Source organism: Streptomyces sp. NPDC033136 (assembly GCF_055578235.1).
Window position 1 is genome coordinate 1 of sequence record NZ_JBVIPD010000027.1, and the last position, 18556, is coordinate 18556.

Here is an 18556-nt window from a genome sequence, read left to right on the forward strand (position 1 = left end):
GGTGCCCGGAGACGGGCACGCCGGGTTCGGGAGGCGGCTCGGGGAAACCCACTGGTGGAAACATCAGCAGGGCGCCCCGAGTCGACCTCACCGACCGCGCGGTGTCGCTCGAGGCGGTTGATCCCCACTCGACCACGTGGCGCTCTTTGTAGTCAGCCGTGTCGAAATACCAGGGAGCACCAGCGCGGGTGCGCCAGCGTATGCCGAAAACACCCTAGGCCGAGCGGCGCCGGGCGGCCGACGCATACCCACCAAAACCTGCCGCGGCGAGCCCGTGTCCGCCGCCGCTCGTGAACGCGGGGGCGCCGGACCACACCCCGCCGACCACGGGCGTGCGGTCGGTCTGGCAGGCCTCGGATCGCCGGGCGTTGAGCGCGGCGGACGCGTGGGCGGCGGACGCGAGCGTGACGTGCCGGTGCCAGCCCTGGAACGAACGTCCCTCGAAGTCGCGCATGCCGACCCGGTCGGCTTGGTCGGTGGCGCCGCACTCGATGCGGCGGGACAGATGGGCGATCCGCATCAGCAGGGCCGGCGGGGCGGTGACCATGTCGGTCAGCCAGTACCGCTCGGGCCGTCGACGGGCATCCGTCCACTCGCCAACGAGCAACAGAGGCCTACGGGGCTGGGTGCGGCGGCGGGGCCCCGCCACGGGTTCGGGGAGGTCCACCCGGAGCACGGCGACGAATCCGGTGTGCACGGAACGGTCGGCCCGGTCCTCGTACCGCACCGGGCGCCGCAGCGCCCCGGCAACGTCGATGACGTGGCCGGCCGTGCTCACCTCGGCCGCCGCACCCGGCAGTTGGGGGTCGGTCACCTGGACCGGCGTATCCGGTCCGACCTCCATCAGGAACGGCATGCCGGCGGCGGCGAGATGGGAGGGGATGGTTCCGGCACCCCCCTCGACGGCGTCCACGACGACCGGCAGCCGCGGAAGGGTGCGGGTCTCGGCGAGGTCGAGCACCGCGCGGGCCGCGCAACCCGCGAGCGTGGTCTCGTCCGGCAGGTGCAGCGCCCAGCTGACCGGTACGCTCACGTCCTCCGAGACGGCCCACATACCGAAGGCCTGCTGCCCGGTGACCATGTGCCCCGACCCGGCGTCGAAGCGCCGCTCGACGCCCACCGAGTGCGCCCCGGACTTGGGGATGACCATGGGCTTGACGACCCACGCCTGGAGGTTGAGCAGCCCGTCGAGCTGAGCCGCGAGATTGACGCGCACCGGGCGCCAGTCCCAGGTGGAGCACGCTATGAAGTGATGCAGGCTCTGCTCCCCCGCGGGCATCCCGGCGTGCGCGGCGATGTTGCGCATGGTCTTGCGCCCCCGGGCCGTGAGGAGGCCACGCACGTACAACTCGGCCTTGCGCCGCTGATCGGCCCGCGGCAGCGGCTCGAACACCCCTTGGCACAGCGCGCTCACCGTGTCCCGGGCCGCCCGGCCGCTCTGCGGGCGCGTGAACTGTACGAGTTGCGGGCCCATGAGACCTCGCCCTCCCCCTGAGTCGGTGGCGTCCGTGTCTCGACGAGCCTCCCCCAACCCCGCGCACCCCACGAGGTCCCGCCGGCACACACCGCGCCCCGGGTGGCGGTGCCCCCACCACCACCCCCCGCCCAAATCCCCCTCGATCACCCCTGAATGCCCGCCGGAGAGTGTGCCCGGCCCACACTCCACCGCGCAAACCTGCACGGAAGCGGCGAACCACCCCTCGGAACCGTTGTCGGTGATGTCCGTGTCGGACAGGATGTTGTTCGCGGAGCCGGAGAACCGCCCCCGCAGCTTGCCGTCGGAGTCGATCAGCGGCATGGGCCGCCAGCCGGTCGGGGTGTCGCCGAACTCCGCGTTCTGGTTGGCGACCAGCACGCCCGGGTCGGTGGTCTTGGATCTCAGCCCGATCGGGATCTTCAGGCTTGTGATGCAGGACACATAAGAAGCCTGTTAGGTCCGGTACAACCATTCGCAGTCTTCACGGATCAAACACGGCGAACCACGGGCCACACCCGCGCCCCACACGCGGAGGCCTCCCCCAACGTTCGTACCGCAGCCCGCGGTACACCGGACTCTCCGAGGTCTTCATGAAGCTTCGCCGCGCCATGGCAGCAGCGGCCGCTACGGCGGTCATAGCCCCGGTGGCACTGCTCGCGGCACCGGTCGCGTACGCGACCGACGAAACGACGCCCAGCCCGAGCACGTCCGCGACCGAGTCCGCTCCCGAGACGTCGAGCTCCCCGAGCCCGTCCGCGAGCGAGTCCTCCCCCGAGACGTCGAGCTCCCCGAGCCCGTCCGCGAGCGAGTCCACTCCCGAGGCGTCCGCGTCCGCGTCGGCCAGCGCGTCCACCTCTCCCAGCCCGTCGACGTCTGCCTCCGCAGCGCCCAGCGAGTCCGCCGGTGATGACGACGAGGAGTTCCCGGTCTGCAAGGAGGCAAGCATCTCCGTGGGCCTCTCCGGCTTCCCGGAGAAGATCGTCGCGGGCAGCGGCTGGAAGACGTTCAAGTTCGACGTCAAGAACACCGGTGAGACGGACATCGAGTCCCTGCAGGTCATCGCCACTGCGTTCGTCACGTCGGACATGGACTCCGACGAGAACCAGCTCTTCGACAAGTACGCGCACTTCGAGTACCGCAACCCGAACACCGGCAAGTGGACCAACGACTTCGCGGACACGGGTATCAACAACGGCTTCTTCTTCGGCGAGTTCCCGCTCGACGCCGGCCAGAAGGTCACCATCGACCTGCGACTGAAGATCGACGCCGGTGCGCCCGTGGGTGACAGCCTGGCCATCGCCGCCGGCGGTTACGACACCGCGGATGGCGACTGCTTCGAGAACGGCGACCTGTACCCGTTCCAGATCCTCAAGTCGGGCTCCAGCCCGGGTGATGTGGACGACGCCAAGCCGTCCGGTCAGAAGCCGCCGAAGGACATCAAGCCGCAGGGTGAGGCCAAGCCGATCGAGGTCGAAGGCAATCTCGCCGAGACCGGCTCCAGCTCCGCCCTGCCGATGATCAGCCTCGTCGGCGGTGCCGCGGTCGTCGCCGGTGCCGGCGCGATCTTCGTGGTGCGTCGCCGTAAGGCCGGCGTGGAGGCGTAAGCCGTAGCGCCCGCGGGGCGCGACGCCAAGCAGAAGAGGGACCTGCGCTCGGAGGGGGGCGCAGGTCCCTCTTCTGTGTGGTCGGGCTCCGGCTACTTCTGGGTGGTCGGCTCCGTGTCCTTCTTCGGCGGTACCGCCGGCAGGCCCAGGAACGGCAGCCGCAGCGCGCCGAACGCCTCCGCCGGGACCGCCGGGGCCTTCGGCTCGACCGGCTGGAGACGCTCGTAGGCCGTGCCCTGCTCGGGGCGCTGGTCGGGCTCGCCCTTGTTGGGCCAGAACGACATCGCCCGTTCGGCCTGGGCCGTGATGGTCAGGGACGGGTTGACGCCCAGGTTGGCGGAGACCGCGGCGCCGTCGACGACGGAGATGCCGGGGTGGCCGTAGAGGCGGTGGTACGGGTCGATCACACCGGTCTCGCGGGAGTCGCCGATGGGGCAGCCGCCCAGGAAGTGGGCCGTGAGCGGGGTGCCCATCAGTTCACCGACGTTGGAGCCGGCGAAGCCGTTGATCTCGGCGGCGAGTGCCGACGCGCTCTCCGTGGCCGCCTTGATCTGCTTGGGGTTGGGAGCGCCGTGGCCCTGACGGGCGGTGAGCAGGCCCCGGCCGACGCCCGCCGGCTTCAGGTACGTGGTCAGGGAGTTGTCCAGCGACTGCATCACCAGGCCGATGATGGTCCGCTCCGACCAGCGGCGGTTGGACAGCGAACGCAGCACCAGCAGGGGGTGTTTCGCCGCGTGGGCGAGGAAGCCCAGGACCCGTGAGGTGCCCGAGTTCCGTCCGGCGTAGGGGACCTGGAGGATGGACAGCCCGCCCATGGAGTTGGAGCCCTTGCCGTAGCGGACCGGCTCGATGTGGGTGTTCGCGTCCGGGTGGATGGAGGACGTGATGGCCACGCCCCGCGTGAAGTCGGCCTTCGGCACGCCGTGAGCCTTGCGGTAGCGCCGGTCGTCGGTCTGGGCGCCGACCAGGGCCTCGGAGTTGGTGCGGGTCAGCTCGCCCAGCCGGTCCGAGAGGTGCGGCAACTGCCCGCCCGCCTTCATGCGGTGCAGCAGGGTCTGTGTGCCGTAGGTGCCGGCGGCGAGGACGACCTTGCGGGCCGTGTAGGTGCGGCCCTTCGCCTTGCGGCGGCCGTCGGTGGGCAGAGTGGCGACCGCGTATCCGCCGAGCGAGTCGTCGGTGACGGAGACGACCGTCGTCAGGGGGTGGACGACCGCGCCGGCCTTCTCGGCGAGGTGCAGGTAGTTCTCGTTGAGGGTGTTCTTCGCGCCGTGGCGGCAGCCGGTCATGCACTCGCCGCACTCCGCGCAGGCCTTGCGGGCCGGGCCCGCCCCGCCGAAGTACGGGTCGGGCACCTCCTCGCCCGGCTTCGCCTTCACCGTGCCGTCGGCGTCCTCGCCGTCGCCGAAGAAGACGCCGACGGGCGCGAGGTGGAAGGAGTCGCCGCAGCCCATCCGCTCCGCGGCGGCCTTCAGATGCACGTCGGAGGGGGTCATGGTCGGGTTGAGCCGGACGCCGAGCATGCGCCGCGCCTGGTCGTAGTACGGCTTCAGCTCCTCCTGCCAGTCGGTGATGTCACGCCACTGGGAATCCTCGAAGAACGGCTTCGGCGGGACGTAGAGGGTGTTGGCGTAGTTGAGGGAGCCGCCGCCCACGCCCGCTCCCGCCAGGACCATGACGTTGCCCAGCAGGTGGATGCGCTGGATGCCGTACATGCCGAGCTTCGGGGCCCAGAGGTAGTTCTTGAGGTTCCAGGAGTTCCTGGGCAGGGTTTCGCGGGTGAAGCGGCGGCCGGCCTCCAGGACGCCTACGCGGTAGCCCTTCTCGGTGAGGCGGAGGGCGGTCACCGAACCGCCGAATCCGGAACCCACGACGATGACGTCGTAGTCGTAAGCGTCCTGAGGCACGTGTTCTCCTCGTTGAGTGTCGCGTGCTGGTCTGGTCGTCAGTGGTGGGGCGCGGTTCCCCGCGCCCCTGGGGCATCACCGGAAGCGGAGTGCCTTCATCAGGCGGAGGCTGCGGCTCATGAACGCGGCGTACTTCTCGTCGTCCATGCCGAGCGACGGGGCCATCGGGAGCACCCGCTGGTGCGCCACCGTCTGGGCCTCCGTGTACTTGAGGATGCCCTCGGAGCCGTGGCGGCGGCCGAGGCCGGAGTCCTTCATGCCGCCCATCGGGGACTGGACGCTGCCGTAGGCGGGGGCGTAGCCCTCGTTGATGTTGACCGTGCCGGTGCGCAGGCGGGCGGCGACCTCCCGGCCGCGGCGGGCGTTCTTCGTCCAGACCGAGGAGTTGAGGCCGTACGCCGTGGCGTTGGCGCGCTCGATGACCTCGTCCTCGTCCGTGAAGCGGTAGACCGAGACGACCGGGCCGAAGGTCTCCTCCGCGCAGACGGACATGTCCGTGGCGACGCCGTCGAGGATCGTGGGTTCGAAGAAGTACGGGCCGATGTCCGGGCGCGCCGTACCGCCCGCGAGGACCTTCGCGCCCTTGGCGACGGCCTCCTCGACGTGCCGTGTGACGGTTTCGAGCTGGCGTTCCCCGACCAGGGAGCCCATGTCGGCGCCGTACGCCAGGGACGTGCCGAGGCGCATCGCCTTGGTGCGGGCGGCGAAGCGCTCCAGGAAGGCGTCCGCGACCGACGCGTGGACGTAGAGCCGCTCGATGGAGATGCAGAGCTGGCCGGCGGAGGAGAAGCAGGCGCGGACCGCTCCGGCCGCCGCCTTCTCGATGTCGGCGTCGTCCAGCACCAGCATGGCGTTCTTCCCGCCGAGTTCGAGGGAGACGCCGATCAGCCGGGCGGCGGCGCCCTGCGCGACCTGGCGGCCGGTGCGCGTGGAGCCGGTGAAGGAGACGTAGTCGGCGTGCCGGACGACCTCGGGGCCGACGACCGGGCCGTCACCGAGGACGACCTGGAAGACGTCGGCGGGCAGTCCGGCCTCGATGAGCAGGTCACGGGCCCACAGGGCGGTCAGGCAGGTCTCGGTGTCGGGCTTCATGACGACCGCGTTGCCCGCGACGAAGGCGGGGAGCGCGTCGCCGACGGACAGTTCCAGGGGGTAGTTCCAGGGCACGATCTGGCCTATGACACCGCGCGGGTGGCGCAGTTCGGTGACCTTCGTCAGGGTCGGCATGGCGCCGGCGTGCCGCTTGGGGCGGAGGTACGCGGAGGCCTTGCGGCCGTAGTGCCGGGCGGCGACCGCGACGGCCTGGACCTCCTCGTGGGCGTGCAGCCTTGCCTTGCCGGTCTCCAGCTGGATCAGGTCGAGCACCTCGGCCTGGCGCTCCAGCATCAGGTCGTGGAAGCGGAGCAGCACGGCGGCACGCTGCCGTACGGGGGTCCGCGCCCACACGGCCTGGGCGGTGCGGGCCAGTTCGAACGCCTCGGCCACGTCCTCGGGCGTCGCTTCGGGGAGGTCGGCCAGCTTCTCGCCGGTGAACGGCGTGTGGTTGGCGGTCCGGCCGGAGCCGACCACGCCCTTGGTGAGCTGGGCGACCAGCTCGGGGGTGACCACGTCGTCGGCGGTGCGGGCGCCCTCCGGGGCGGGGGCGAGGGGATTCGTGCCGGTTACTGGGAGGGGCGTACCGGTGAGTGCCGTCCCGGTCTCTTCCGTCTTCTCGGTGGCCTGCGCGTCCGTCATGACGCGCAGGGTATGCCGCGGCGGAGCCTTTGGGTACCCGTCGGTAATACGGCTTCACCGAGTGCACACACGACGCCAGTGGCTGCTGGCAACAAACAACCTGATCAGGGGGTTGGTCAGTGACGGTGCGGTGATTCAGCCTTTTACGATCCCGAGCCGGTCCCGGGCGCCCCGGAACAGCGACGTGCCCTCCTTCTCCTCCGGCGTGCCCCTGGGCATGTCGACGCGCAGCTCGTACATGCGGTCGTCGTCGGTGCGGATCAGGACGCGCATGACCCGCCTGGGGGTCTCGCCGGAGGTGTAGGTGGTGTCGGCGAGGGCGGCGTCGTAGCCCTGGACACGGGTCGGGGTGTACCGCGTGTGCGCCGTCCGCCCCCAGGCCCGGGGCGTCTTGCGGGCCTGGTCCATCGGGGCAACCGGGGCCTTGTCCCAGAGGAGGAGGCGGACCTGGATCGTGCCGCCCCGCTCGTCGCCGTAGAGCGTCGCGCGGGGCCGGCCGGCCGCGCCGCCGGTCCTGTCGAGGACCCGGTAGGGGCGCGGGAGGTGGAGCACGGCCGCCATGCCCGGTTCGCGGTGCGGGGTCCAGGTGTCCCCGGTACCCGGGACGGAACTGGTGCGGGCCGTCTGTTCCGCGCTCTCGGCGCTGCTCGTGTCAGCGAGGTGGGTGGCGGCGCCTACACCGCCGGCGAGCAGTGCGCTGAGGAGGGCGAGGGGGGCGGGGCGGAGGAGCGTGTGACGCTTCGGGGGCTCCGGGGGCTTCGGGGGCTCCATGGAGACGGCGGTGCTGGCTGTTTGCTCTCCGCTGAGGGCGGACTCCCCCTGCCGCGGCGTCTCCCCGGGGGGTGCTTTGGCGCCGGGGCCCTCAGCCGGCTCTTGTGTGACCGTGGGGTGCGCTCCGGTGCCAGGGGCCTCCGCCGGCTCTCGTGTCTCCCCCGCGCGCACTCCGATGCCGGGGGCCGCGGGCACCTGTTGCGCGACCGGCGGCCGTCCGGCCACCGCCTCCAGCGCCTTCTCGACCTCCTCGGCGTCCGGGCGCTGTTCGGGGTCCCGTGCCAGCAGCCGTGCGATCAGCGGCCCGAGCGGTCCGGCCCGCCGCGGTTCGGGCGGCTCCGCGGCGACGATCGCGGCGAGCACGGACTCGGGCGTGGCCCCGCGGAACGGGGACGAACCCTCGACGGCGGTGTACAGCAGGACGCCCAGGGACCACAGGTCGGAGGCGGGCCCCGCGATACGGCCGGACATCCGCTCGGGGGCGACGAACTGGACCGAGTCGGCGAACTCCCCGCTCGCGGTGAGGGACTCCTCGCCCTGCCCGTGGGCGATGCCGAAGTCGGTGAGGACGACCCGCTCGTGCGGACCGAGCAGCACATGGGCGGGTTTCACGTCCCGGTGCACGATGCCCACGGCGTGCGCGGCGCGCAGGGCGCCGAGGACGGCGAGGCCGATACGGGCCGCTTCCCGCGCGTCGACCGGGCCGCGCAGGAGTCTCTCGTGCAGGGACTCGCCCCGCACCAACTCCATGACGATCCACGGGAGTCCGTCCAGCAGCTCGGTGGCGTCGAGTTCGTCGGGGCCTTGCGGCCCGAGGCGTTCGCCCTGCTGCTCCGCCTCGACGACCACGTCGTGGATGGTGACGGCGGCGGGATGGTCGACCCGGGCGGCGGCCCGGGCCTCGCGGTGCAGGCGGTGGGCGGCCCGCCGGTGGCTCTCGCCCTCCGGGTCGCCCGGCAACCGGGGCTGTCTGACGGCGACTTCGCGCTGTACCAGCTCGTCGTCGGCCCGCCAGAGGGTGCCCGTCCCGCCGGAGCCGATGCGCTCGATCAGCCGGTACCGCCCGCCGACCAGCCGGCCCTGGGTGCCCGTCCCGCCCCCGTCGTTGCTCATGCCCCATCAGTACCCCGCGAGACGGGCGCTTGTCGACGCGGGGCGGGGGGCGTACGCCGGTTCAGGCCCCGTCGATGTCCAGGTTCGCGATCGCCGTGCTCGCCACCTCGCGCCCGCGGTCGGTGAAGTCGCCCTTGCCCGGGTAGCTGATGGTGAGCTTGTACATGTCGCCGCCGGAGGTTCTGTAGTAGAAGATCCGGAGCTCGCGAGGGCGGGGGTCCTCGCGGTCGTCGGTGTAGTAGGTGACGGTGTTCTCGGCGGCCTTCTCGTCCCGGTAGGTGGTCACCTCGGGGTCCGTCTTCTCCGGACTCTTCGCCATGTCCAGGTCGTAGCTGCCGCGCTCCTTGAACTTGCTGTCGTCGTCGTACATCTCGGCGGCCGCGGAGCCCGCGATGCCGCGTCCGGTGTCCTCGGCCTTCTTGTCGAGGGTCAGGCCGATCCAGATGCTGCCGCTCCAGTCGGTGTACGTGACCCAGTGCTTCTGGTCGGACTTCCGGTCAGGCACGGTCCGCTGGTAGTCGGCCGGGACCGCCAGCGACGCGGCGAGCCCCTTCTCCTGGCGCGTCTTCCAGCCCTCGGGCAGCGGCCCGGCTGTCGGGTCCGCGATCACCAGGTACGCCGTCACCGCCGCCGCGACGACCGCCGCTCCGAGTCCGATCCACACCGTGCGGCCGATCCGGATGCCCCGGCCCCCCTCACCCCGGCCGGTCGCCCGGACGACCTGCGTGGGCTGAGCGGAGGGCGGGTTCGCGGCCGATTCCAGCAGGTTCCGCACCTGCGCGGCGTTCGGGCGCCGGGCCGGGTCCTTGTGCAGCAGGCCGTTGATGGCCTCGGCGAGCGGGCCCCGGGCGGAGGCGGGCGGCGCGGGCGTGGCGTTGAGAACGGACTGGAGCGTGGCGGGGGTGTTGCTGCGGCGGAACGGCGAGACCCCCTCCGTCGCCGCGTACAGCACCACGCCGAGGGACCACAGGTCGCTGGCCGGACCCGGGCGCTGGCCCAGCACCCGCTCCGGCGCGATGTACTCGGGCGAGCCGACGAAGCCGCCGGTGTCGGTCAGACTGGTCTCGCCCTCGATCTGGGCGATGCCGAAGTCCGTGAGGACGACCCGGTCGTACCGGCCGAGCAGCACGTTGTCCGGTTTCACGTCACGGTGCAGGATGCCCGCCGCGTGCGCGGCCTCCAGTGCGCCGAGCACCTCCAGGCCGATCCGGGCGGCCTCGCGCGCGGACAGGGTGCCCTCCTGGAGCGCGGCGCCCAGCGAGCGTCCCCGCACCAGCTCCATGACGATCCAGGGCCGGCCCTCGACGACCGCGACGTCGTGGACGCCGACCACCGCCGGGTGGTCGAGCCGGGCGGCGGCACGGGCCTCGCGGCGCATGCGCTCGAAGACGTTGGCGCGTTCGCCTTCGGGAAGATGGCCGGGGACTCGGGGCTCCTTGACGGCGACCTCCCGGTCCACCGTCTCGTCCTTGGCCCGCCACACCGTGCCCATGCCGCCGTGCCCGAGCTTGCCGATCAGCCGGTAGCGCCCGGCGATGAGCCTCCCGGCGCCGGGATCCTCGGACGCCGGTTCCTCAGCCGGCGACCGGGGCGGCACGACCTGGGTGGGCGTCGCTGCGGGCGTCGCAGCCGGCGTCGCGTACGGATTGCCCGGTACCGGCGCCGGCGGGTTCGGAGGTTGCAGAACAAAACTCGTCGGCTCTTCGGCCTCGGATCGGGCTCCCCCGTTGTTGCTCATGGGTTCATCCCTATCGCGCCGGGCGCCTCCGTATCCACCACGGACGCGAGCCGGTCACAAACCCGTGACCCAGGGCCGTACTTATCTCCTCTTTGTGGCGGTTCGGGGCGTGGCCGGTCAGGGGGTGGGCGCGGGGGTGCTCGGAGAGGCGGGCCGGGTCGTGGGCGTCTTCGGAGCCGAACTCGTCGGCACGGGACCGCCGTCCCCGGTGCCCTCCTCCCCGAGCAGCGCCGCCGCGGACACCCCCGCCCCCGCCATCGCGGCGACCAGGAGCGCGGCCACGAGCACCCGCCGGGCGGGCTGCCTGAGGAACGGTTCCTCCCCTTGGTCCGGGTCCGGTGCGCCCACCGGCGGCGCGGACGGCCGCGGACCGGCGATGTCCTGCGGCCGTCCGCGCGGCGCGTCCCACGCCGTCGGCCCGTACCCGGGCGGCGGCGACGGCGTCCGGCCCGTTTCACGGAAGGCCCGCAGCATCCACTCCGCGCGGTCCGCGTCCAGCCGCCGGTCGGGGTCGCGCTCCAGCAGGCCGTGCACGACGGGCAGGAGCGGCCCGGCCTGTGCGGGCGGCTGGATGTCGCCGACGACGACCGCGTGCAGGACGCCCCCCAGCGAGTCGCGGTGGAAGGGGGATTCCCCGCTGAGGGCCGCGCACAGCAGCGCGCCCAGCGACCACAGGTCCGACTCGGGCCCGGTCCTGACGCCGGACATCCGCTCGGGCGCGGTGTACTCGGGCGAGCCGACGAAGGAGCCGTTCTCGGTGAGCGTGGGGGCGCCCGCGACCTGGGCGATGCCGAAGTCGGTGAGGACGACCCGGTCGGTGCCGGTCTCCAGCAGCACGTTGTCCGGTTTGAGGTCGCGGTGCAGCACCCCGGACGCGTGGGCGGCCCGCAGCGCGCCGAGCAGGTCGATGCCGATGCGAGCGGCCTCGGCGGCGTCGACCGGGCCACGGGTGGCGAGACGGTCGGCGAGTGAGCCGCCCTCGATCAGCTCCATCACGATGTACGGGCGTTCGTCGTCCGTGACGACATCGTGGACGATGACGATGTGCGGGTGGCTCAGCTGGGCGACCGCCCGGGCCTCGCGCAACGTACGGTCCCGCTGGTGGCGTGCCTCCGACGCGGAGAGCGACTCGTCGTAGGGGAGTTCCTTGACGGCCACGCCCCGGCCGAGCAGTTGGTCGGTCGCCCGCCAGACCACGCCCATGCCACCGCGCCCGAGCCGCTCCTCGAGCCGGTAACGGCCCGCGATGACACGCATGCTGTGCCCCTCGGTCCCCATACGACAATCATGCCCCGTTGGACGGAGCCGCTCCGGTGGGGCCGCCCGGGGTGGCCGAAACACACAGCCCCGGGTCAGGAGTCCCCGCCGGGGCAGAAGTCCCGCCGGGTCAGGCGGTCTTCTCCTGCCAGCCCTGCAGCAGCGCGGTGAACTGTTTGCGCGCCTTCGCCCAGTCCGTCGCGGGCGACGACATGTAGAGCGCGTACTCGGTGCCGTCGCGGGCGACGTACGTCTCCTCGATGGCCCGGCGCGGACCGGGGAAGTCCGTGTCCTTGGGCTGCGCGGTCCAGGTGTACTCCCACAGGGCGCCGTCCCGGTCGCGGTAGACGTTGCGCTCCAGCTTGGCCCGCTTGTAGTCGACCAGCCGCCGGAGCTGCTGCTCCAGATCGAGCTGGTGGGCGTACGGGTCGGCGAAGTCCGGGGAGGTGTCGACGGCGATCCGGACGAAGTGCCGTCCGCCGTCCGGCGTGTAGTCGATCTGCTTGAGCTCGCCCTGCTCGCTGTGGACCTTGCGCTTCCAGCCCTGGGGCAGGTAGAGGCTGAAACCCGCGGGGTCGTCGCGGCGCGTCCAGCCGGCCGGGACCGATCCGCCGGGTTTCTCCGTGGCCGAGGGGCCGGGCGAGCCGGAAGCGGCACGCGGCGTCTGCCGGCCTTCGTTCCACTGCTGCAGCACCACGGCCGTGCCTCCGCCGATGATGGCCGCTAGCGCGACGACGAGGGCGAGGGTGCGCAGCCGGCGGCGCCGTCCCGGGCCGGACGGCTGCGGGCCCGTCGCCGCCGAGCCGATGCTGGTGGCTCCGGTCGCGGGAGAGCCGGCTCCATGGGCTCCTGCCGCACGAGCACCGGCCGCATGGGCACCGGCCATACGAGCTCCGGCCGCATGGGCACCGGCCGTACGAGCTCCGGCCGCATGGGCACCGGCCATACGAGCACCAGCGGCATGGGCACCGGCCGGCCGTGTCCCGGTGGCCGGGGTGCCGGCCGGCGGCGGGAGCGGCGTCCGGGTGTGCGACCCCGGGCCGGTGCCGGACGGGCCCGTACTGACCGCGCCGGTACCGACCGGGCCGGTGCCGCTGCGGGCCTCCTGGTACGGCGGTGACCCCCCGTACTGCGTCGGCACATACGCCTGGGCCCCGTCCGGCCGCCGCCCCTCCGCCGCCTCGGCGAGCATCTGTTCGACCTCGGAGAGGTCGGGCCGGGTGGCCGGATCCTTGCGCAGCAGGGCGGTGATGACGGGGGCGAGGGGCCCGGCGTACCGGAGCTCGGCGGCCTCCTCCTCGACCACCGCCTGCATGGTGGTCAGGGGTGTGGTGCGGCGGAACGGCGACCGGCCCTCCACCGCCGTGTAGAGCGTCGCGCCGAGGGCCCACAGGTCGGAGGACGGGCCGGGGTCGTGGCCGCGCACGCGCTCGGGTGCCAGGTAGTCGACCGACCCGACGACCTCTCCGGTGCGCGTGATGGTCGTGTCGCCCTCGATCTGGGCGATGCCGAAGTCGGTGATCAGGACGCGTCCGTCCCGGCCGAGGAGGACGTTGCCCGGCTTGACGTCGCGGTGCAGGACGCCGGCGGTGTGCGCGGCGCGCAGGGCCCGCAGCACCCAGAGACCGATGCGCGCCGCCTCGCGCGGCTCGAGGCGCCCCTCCTCCTTGACCGCGTCGGCCAGCGAGCGGCCCTCGACCAGCTCCATCACGATCCAGGGGCGGCCGTCGTGCTCCAGCACGTCGTGCACGGTGACGACCGCGGTGTGGCTGATCCGCGCCGCCGCCCGGGCCTCCGCCCGGGTGCGGGCCAGCAGGATCGCCTGCTCGCTCTCGGAGACGTAGAGGGCGGCCGTCAACTCCTTGACGGCGACGGACCGGTGCAACACCTCGTCATGTGCACGCCATACCCGGCCCATGCCGCCACTGCCGATGGATTCGGCGAGCCGGTAGCGGCCCGCGACGAGCAGGCCCTGCGTCTGATTCACGTTGCCCCGCAATGGTCTTGACAGGGTCAGCGTAAGGACTTGCTCTCCGCCGGGGAACAAGCGGGGTGCCACGGTGACCGCACTGTGACGGTTGCAGCCTTCCGGGACAGGAGGGAACTGTGAGGTGAGCCCCAGCGGCCCGACGCGCCGACCAGTGCGCGGCAGTCGGGTCAGCAGGTCATTTCGTCGCCCGGTACGTCGCCGCCGCCTGCTCGTACAGCCGCGTCACCTCGTCCCGCTCGGACTCCGGGCCGCGCACCTGGACCACGTGGTAACGCCCGTCGACCAGCATCGCGAGGTTGCGCACGTACAGCTCGCCCCCGTCCTCGCCGGTCCACGTGAACTGTCCCTCGGCCATGGTCCGTCCGCCCACCTCGATCGTCTTCAGACCGGTGGAGGTGGCCCAGCTGGAGTCGCGGTACGGCTGCAACTCGCGCTCCCGCTCGCGCTGGTAGGCCATCGGATCACTGCCGTGCTCCGAGGCGCTGTCCCGGCCCGGTACGACGATGAGCTCGAAGTCACCCTTGGAGTAGACGACCTGGCCGCTGCCGTTGCGCGGCGCGCGGTCCCAGCCCTTGGCGACGGCGACCTGGAAACCGGCCGAGTCCTTGCGCAGGGTGAAGCCGTCGGCGGCGGCCGGGCCGGTGGTCTGCGTCTCGCTGGAGCCGGCCGACGTCGACGGGCTCTTCTCCGCCCCGGGCGACGTCTGGTCGGGCCGGGGCTCGCTGCTCGCGTCCCGGTCGGGCGCCTGGCTGACCTCTCCGGCGGCACCGGTGCGGTCTGCTCCTCCCGCGCCTTCGGTTCCCGACTTGGGCATGAAGAGCATGGCGTAGGCGATCGCGGCGGCCATCGCGAGCAGGACCAGCACGAGCAGGGTGCGGCCGAGCCGGTGCGGTGACCGGGACTCCTGCTTGGCCCGCTTGTGCCGCCCGTGGTGCGCGGGCAGCCCGGCCCGCCGCCTGCGCACGAGCTCGCCCCGGCGGCGTACGACGGGCAGCCGGCCGACGTCGACGGGCGGTGCCGGCACGACGTGCAGCCCGGCCTCCGGCTCGGGCGCCGAGCGCACCAGCGAACGCAGCCAGCCGCGCACCTCCTCGAAGTCGAGGCGCTCGGTGGGGTCCTGGCGCAGCAGCGACTCCACGACCGGCCGGAGCGGCCCGCACTCCTCGGCGTACGCCGGCGGTTCCGCGCACACCATCTGCACCAGCTCGGCCGTCGACTCCTCCGGGTAGGGCGCGTGCCCCTGTACGGCCCTGAAGAGCAGCGCGCCGAGCGCCCACAGGTCGGTCGCGGGCCCGATCGGCGCCGCCAGCTGCCAGTTCTCGTGCACGGGTCCGGCCTGCTCCGGCGCCCAGCGCTCCGTCACGGGTCCCACCACGGCCATCCGCGCCTGCCGCGCCCGCTCGGCGGCCAGCGCCGTGTCCGGGCCGCGCCGCGGTGCGGGGGTGTGCGCGATCAGGTCGCCCCACCGGGTGGGCTCGCCCGGGGCCGCGATGTCCGAGGCAGGCGGGAGAGCCGCCGGCTCCTGGCCCTGCGGCGACAGTGCGCCGCCGGTTCCCCCGCGGGGGGTCGCGCCGTGCCAGGCCGTCGTCCGGGGGGTGCCCCCCACGCCGTAGGGGTCGGCGACACGCCCCGGCGGGGGTGCGCCCTGCCCGGGGATGTACGGCGACTGCGCCGATCCGTTGCCGTAGGGCGCGGGCCGGCTGTCCGGGGCGGGCCGGGCACCGGGCAGCGCGGCCCGCCCGCTCTGCTGCGCCTCCTGGACCCGTGCCGCGGCCCGGGCACCCGCCCGGTAGGCCGCGATCGCCCCGGCCCGCGCGGACCGGGGGTCCCCGCTGTCGTCGACCGGCCTGCGCGCGGGAACGGCCGCGCCACCGCCCGCCGTGTTCTCCCCGGTCGCGGGCAGCCCCCTGGTCTCCCGCGCCTCTATGGCGGCCCGCCGCGCTGCCTCCGGATCTCCCGCTCCACCGGCGCCTCCCGGCCCGCCCGGGCCCCCGGCGCCGTCGGCCGGCGCGAAGGCACCGCCTTCCCGGCCGGGCCCCTGCCCGGACTCCTCGAAGGCCGGTTCCGGCACCGGGTCGTACCCGCACAACGCCTCTTCCGCCGCGCCCACCGCCAGCCCGGTCAGCATCACCCGGCCGTCGTCGCAGACGAGCACCGTGCGCGCGGTGATGTTCCGGTGCACCCAGCCGTGCGCGTGCAGCACCCGCAGTGCCATGAGGACGTCGGAGGCCACCTCGGCCGCCCGGTACGGCGTCAACGGCTTCTCGGCGAGCAGCGCGGCCAGCGGTCGCGCGGCCACCAGCTCACTGACGATCCACAGCGAACCGCCCTCGGCGAACACGTCGAAGACCTGGTCGAGCCGGGGGTGGTCGGGGATGGCGGCGGCGGCCTGCGCGGCCTCGACCGCGCGCCGAACCACCGGATCGGTGGGCCTGCGAGGGCCCGGACGGCCGCCGGGCCGCCGCGCTCCGCCGTCACGCGCCGTGAAACCGTCGGGCAGTCCTTCGGCGTCGAGGACCTCCGCCTCGACGACCTCCGGCAACGGCACCTGCCTGACGAGGACTTCCTGTCCGCTGTAGGTGTCGAAGGCCCGGGTCTCGGTGAGTTCGTACTCGTCGGACGGCGGCAGCGGCAGGCGGTAGCGGTCGGCGAGTACCCGGCCCGCATAGTCGTCCACGTTGCCTCCCCCGGCAGCCCGGTCGGTCACATCCGTTGGCCCCACGGTCCGTTCCGGCTGCGCACGGTCCGCAAACATTTACGATACGTGCCGCAGGCAACGCGCAACGCGGGGATGCCAGATCTCCCTCCCCAAACCCGGGACGGCTCATGCTCAGGACTTGGGTTCGAAGGTCTTCGTCAGCGTCCGCCAGGTCTCCTTGCGCAGCTTGCCGTCCCAGTCGGCCGCCTTCGCCGTGTACATCAGCGCGTACCCCTGCCGGTCGTCGACGACGAAACCGCGGTCGATCGTCCGGTACTTGGTGCCGCCCTCCGTGTAGGTGAACTCCCAGTCCGCCGTGTTCCAGCCCCGGTAGTCCACCTGTTCTATGCGGATCCTCTTGTACTGGGCGCGCTGCATGTAGCGCTCCTGGTTCTTCCAGTCCGCCACCGGGTCGCCCTTGGGCGTGGACGTCCAGGCGATGAGCAGTTTCTGCCCGTCGGGCCCGGTGAAGCGGTCACCGGCGGCGCCCGTCGACCGGTACTTCCACCCCTTCGGCAGTCCGATGGAGTACCCCTGGTTCCCCTGGTACGTCGACACCGCGGAGGTGCCCTTGTCCTCGGAGCCGTCCCCACCCGCACCCGCACCGGCACCGGCACCGGCACCGGACGAGCCACTCGGCGTCCTGTTCGAAGCGGTCCCGGAGGGCTCGGGCTGAGTCTGCGCGCTGTCCGTGCGCGTGCCGCCCTTCTCGTCGTCCTTGGTGTCGGTGCTGCCCGAAGCGGTGGCGACGGACTTGCCGCCGCCCTCGCCGGAGGCGCCCTTCGCACCGTCGTCGTCGCTGCTGAGCGCGATGGCGAGCACGGCGCCGATCACTGCGAGCAGCACGATCGCCGCGATGATCATCAGGGTCCGGCGCGGCACCACGTCGGTGAGCGGCGCCCGGGGTGCCGGTCGCGGCGGCAGGTCCGGCGGCGGCACCACGGGCCACCCCGAACTCCGGCCTCCGGAGGCCGTCTTCGCCCCCTGAGCACCCCGCTCACCAGCCCCGTCGGCCGCACCCGGGCCCGACGCCGCACCCGACTGGGCCGCGGACGCACCCGCACTCGCGCTCTTGGCCTCGGTCTCGGCCCCGGCCTCGGCCGCACCGCTGTCCGACGCGGAAGCCGTCGTCGCGGGCTCGGACTTGGCGTGGGCGGCGGCCGGTGCCGCGGCAGTGGCCTTGCGCACGGAACGCAGCGCCCCGCGCAGCCGCTCCCCGGCCTCCTCGCCCCGCTTGCTCCCGGCCGGACTCCCCTTGCGCGAGGACTTGTCCGGCTGGGGCGGCAGCGGCACGACCTTCGTCGCGTCCGGGGGCTCCGGCTCGGCCTTCTCGGGCGCGCGGATGACCGAGTTGAGCATCGCCCGGGCACCCGCGTCGTCGAGCCGCTTGGCCGGGTCCTTGGTGAGCAGCCCGTGGATGACGTCCTTCAGCGGGCCCGCGTTCTTCGGCTCCTCCAGCGGCTCGGTCATCACGGCCGTGAGAGTCGCTATGGCCGACCCCTTGTCGTACGGCGGAGCACCCTCCACCGCCGCGTACAGCAGCCCGCCGAGCGACCACAGGTCTGCGGCCGGGCCCGGCTTGTGCCCGCGGGCCCGCTCCGGGGAGATGTAGGAGGGCGCGCCGACGAGCATGCCGGTCGAGGTGAGGGACGGGTCGCCCTCGACCTGGGCGATGCCGAAGTCGGTGAGCACGACCCGGCCGTCCTCCGCGATCAGCACGTTCGACGGCTTCACGTCGCGGTGCAGGATGCCCTCGCGATGCGCGGACCGCAGCACGTCGAGGACGGCGAGTCCGACCTCCGCGGCGCGCTTCGGGTCGAGGAGGCCGTCCTCCCGGATGACCTCGGCGAGCGACTTGCCCTCGACGAGTTCCATCACGATCCAGGGCCGGTCGTCCTCCTGGACCACGTCGTAGACCGTCACGGCGCTGGTGTTGCGGATCCGCGCGATCGCCTTGGCCTCGCGCAGCGTCCGCGTGATCAGCCGCCGCTTCTCCTCCTCGTCGATGTTCGACGGGAACCGCAGCTCCTTGACGGCGACCGTCCGCCCGAGAGTCTCGTCCTGGGCCCGCCACACCGTGCCCATGCCGCCGCGGCCGAGCACTTTGCCCAGCCGGTAACGCCCCGCGAGGAGACGCTCCTTGTTGTCCTGACGAGTGTCCTGACGAGATGTGCCCGCCCGCTCCGCCTCCGACATGCGTCCCCTCATACAACCCGCCCTGACAGAGGCTCCATTGTCTCTCACCCGACAAGTGCCCAGCGCCCAGGGGC

At 72.9% G+C, this 18556-nt stretch carries 11 protein-coding genes; 1 reads left to right on the plus strand and 10 read right to left on the minus strand.

What is annotated here, in order from left to right; genetic code table 11:
- Positions 1–214: 214 nt before the first annotated feature.
- Both ACZ5TL_RS33890 and ACZ5TL_RS33895 read right to left on the minus strand, forming a co-directional pair.
- Positions 215–1918 (minus strand): IS701 family transposase, encoded by a 1704-nt coding sequence (locus ACZ5TL_RS33890; RefSeq protein ID WP_468594643.1) that lies wholly within the window; start codon positions 1916–1918, stop codon positions 215–217.
- Between the two features lie 40 nt (positions 1919–1958).
- Positions 1959–2411 carry a hypothetical protein gene (locus ACZ5TL_RS33895; RefSeq protein WP_468594644.1) on the minus strand — a complete coding sequence of 151 codons (453 nt, stop codon included), beginning with the start codon at positions 2409–2411 and terminating at the stop codon, positions 1959–1961.
- Between the two features lie 16 nt (positions 2412–2427).
- Between ACZ5TL_RS33895 and ACZ5TL_RS33900 the strand changes: the two genes are divergently transcribed.
- Entirely contained in the window at positions 2428–3081 is a 654-nt protein-coding gene (locus tag ACZ5TL_RS33900) for an LAETG motif-containing sortase-dependent surface protein (protein ID WP_468594645.1), read from the plus strand.
- A 92-nt stretch (positions 3082–3173) separates the two neighbouring features.
- Here ACZ5TL_RS33900 and ACZ5TL_RS33905 read toward each other — a convergent pair whose 3' ends face one another.
- The 8 genes from ACZ5TL_RS33905 to ACZ5TL_RS33940 form a co-directional block, all read right to left on the minus strand.
- Positions 3174–4985: a GMC family oxidoreductase N-terminal domain-containing protein gene (locus ACZ5TL_RS33905; RefSeq protein ID WP_468594646.1), complete on the minus strand. Its 1812-nt coding sequence runs from the start codon at positions 4983–4985 to the stop codon at positions 3174–3176.
- Between the two features lie 75 nt (positions 4986–5060).
- Positions 5061–6719, minus strand: coding sequence for a succinic semialdehyde dehydrogenase (locus ACZ5TL_RS33910; RefSeq protein ID WP_468594647.1), 1659 nt, complete (start codon positions 6717–6719; stop codon positions 5061–5063).
- A gap of 135 nt (positions 6720–6854) precedes the next feature.
- Positions 6855–8603, minus strand: coding sequence for a serine/threonine-protein kinase (locus ACZ5TL_RS33915; protein ID WP_468594648.1), 1749 nt, complete (start codon positions 8601–8603; stop codon positions 6855–6857).
- 61 nt (positions 8604–8664) lie between these two features.
- Positions 8665–10341 (minus strand): serine/threonine-protein kinase, encoded by a 1677-nt coding sequence (locus tag ACZ5TL_RS33920; RefSeq protein ID WP_468594649.1) that lies wholly within the window; start codon positions 10339–10341, stop codon positions 8665–8667.
- Positions 10342–10458: 117 nt separating this feature from the next.
- A complete protein-coding gene (locus ACZ5TL_RS33925) occupies positions 10459–11598 on the minus strand; it encodes a serine/threonine-protein kinase (RefSeq protein WP_468594650.1) in 1140 nt (379 codons plus the stop codon).
- A 130-nt stretch (positions 11599–11728) separates the two neighbouring features.
- The gene (locus tag ACZ5TL_RS33930; RefSeq protein ID WP_468594729.1) at positions 11729–13516 is read right to left on the minus strand and encodes a serine/threonine-protein kinase; all 1788 of its coding nucleotides are present in this window, start codon (positions 13514–13516) and stop codon (positions 11729–11731) included.
- Between the two features lie 247 nt (positions 13517–13763).
- Positions 13764–16265, minus strand: a complete 2502-nt coding sequence (locus ACZ5TL_RS33935) for a protein kinase (RefSeq protein WP_468594651.1) — start codon at positions 16263–16265, stop codon at positions 13764–13766.
- A gap of 153 nt (positions 16266–16418) precedes the next feature.
- A complete protein-coding gene (locus ACZ5TL_RS33940) occupies positions 16419–18482 on the minus strand; it encodes a serine/threonine-protein kinase (RefSeq protein WP_468594652.1) in 2064 nt (687 codons plus the stop codon).
- Between the last annotated feature and the right edge of the window lie 74 nt (positions 18483–18556).

Excerpts from the sequence above, each read along its gene's own strand:
- ACZ5TL_RS33910 (WP_468594647.1), bottom strand. The coding sequence starts at position 6,719 with ATGACGGACGCGCAGGCCACCGAGAAGACGGAAGAGACCGGGACGGCA.
- ACZ5TL_RS33915 (WP_468594648.1), bottom strand. The coding sequence starts at position 8,603 with ATGAGCAACGACGGGGGCGGGACGGGCACCCAGGGCCGGCTGGTCGGC.
- ACZ5TL_RS33920 (WP_468594649.1), bottom strand. The coding sequence starts at position 10,341 with ATGAGCAACAACGGGGGAGCCCGATCCGAGGCCGAAGAGCCGACGAGT.
- ACZ5TL_RS33925 (WP_468594650.1), bottom strand. The coding sequence starts at position 11,598 with ATGCGTGTCATCGCGGGCCGTTACCGGCTCGAGGAGCGGCTCGGGCGC.
- ACZ5TL_RS33930 (WP_468594729.1), bottom strand. The coding sequence starts at position 13,516 with ATGGGCCGGGTATGGCGTGCACATGACGAGGTGTTGCACCGGTCCGTC.
- ACZ5TL_RS33940 (WP_468594652.1), bottom strand. The coding sequence starts at position 18,482 with ATGTCGGAGGCGGAGCGGGCGGGCACATCTCGTCAGGACACTCGTCAG.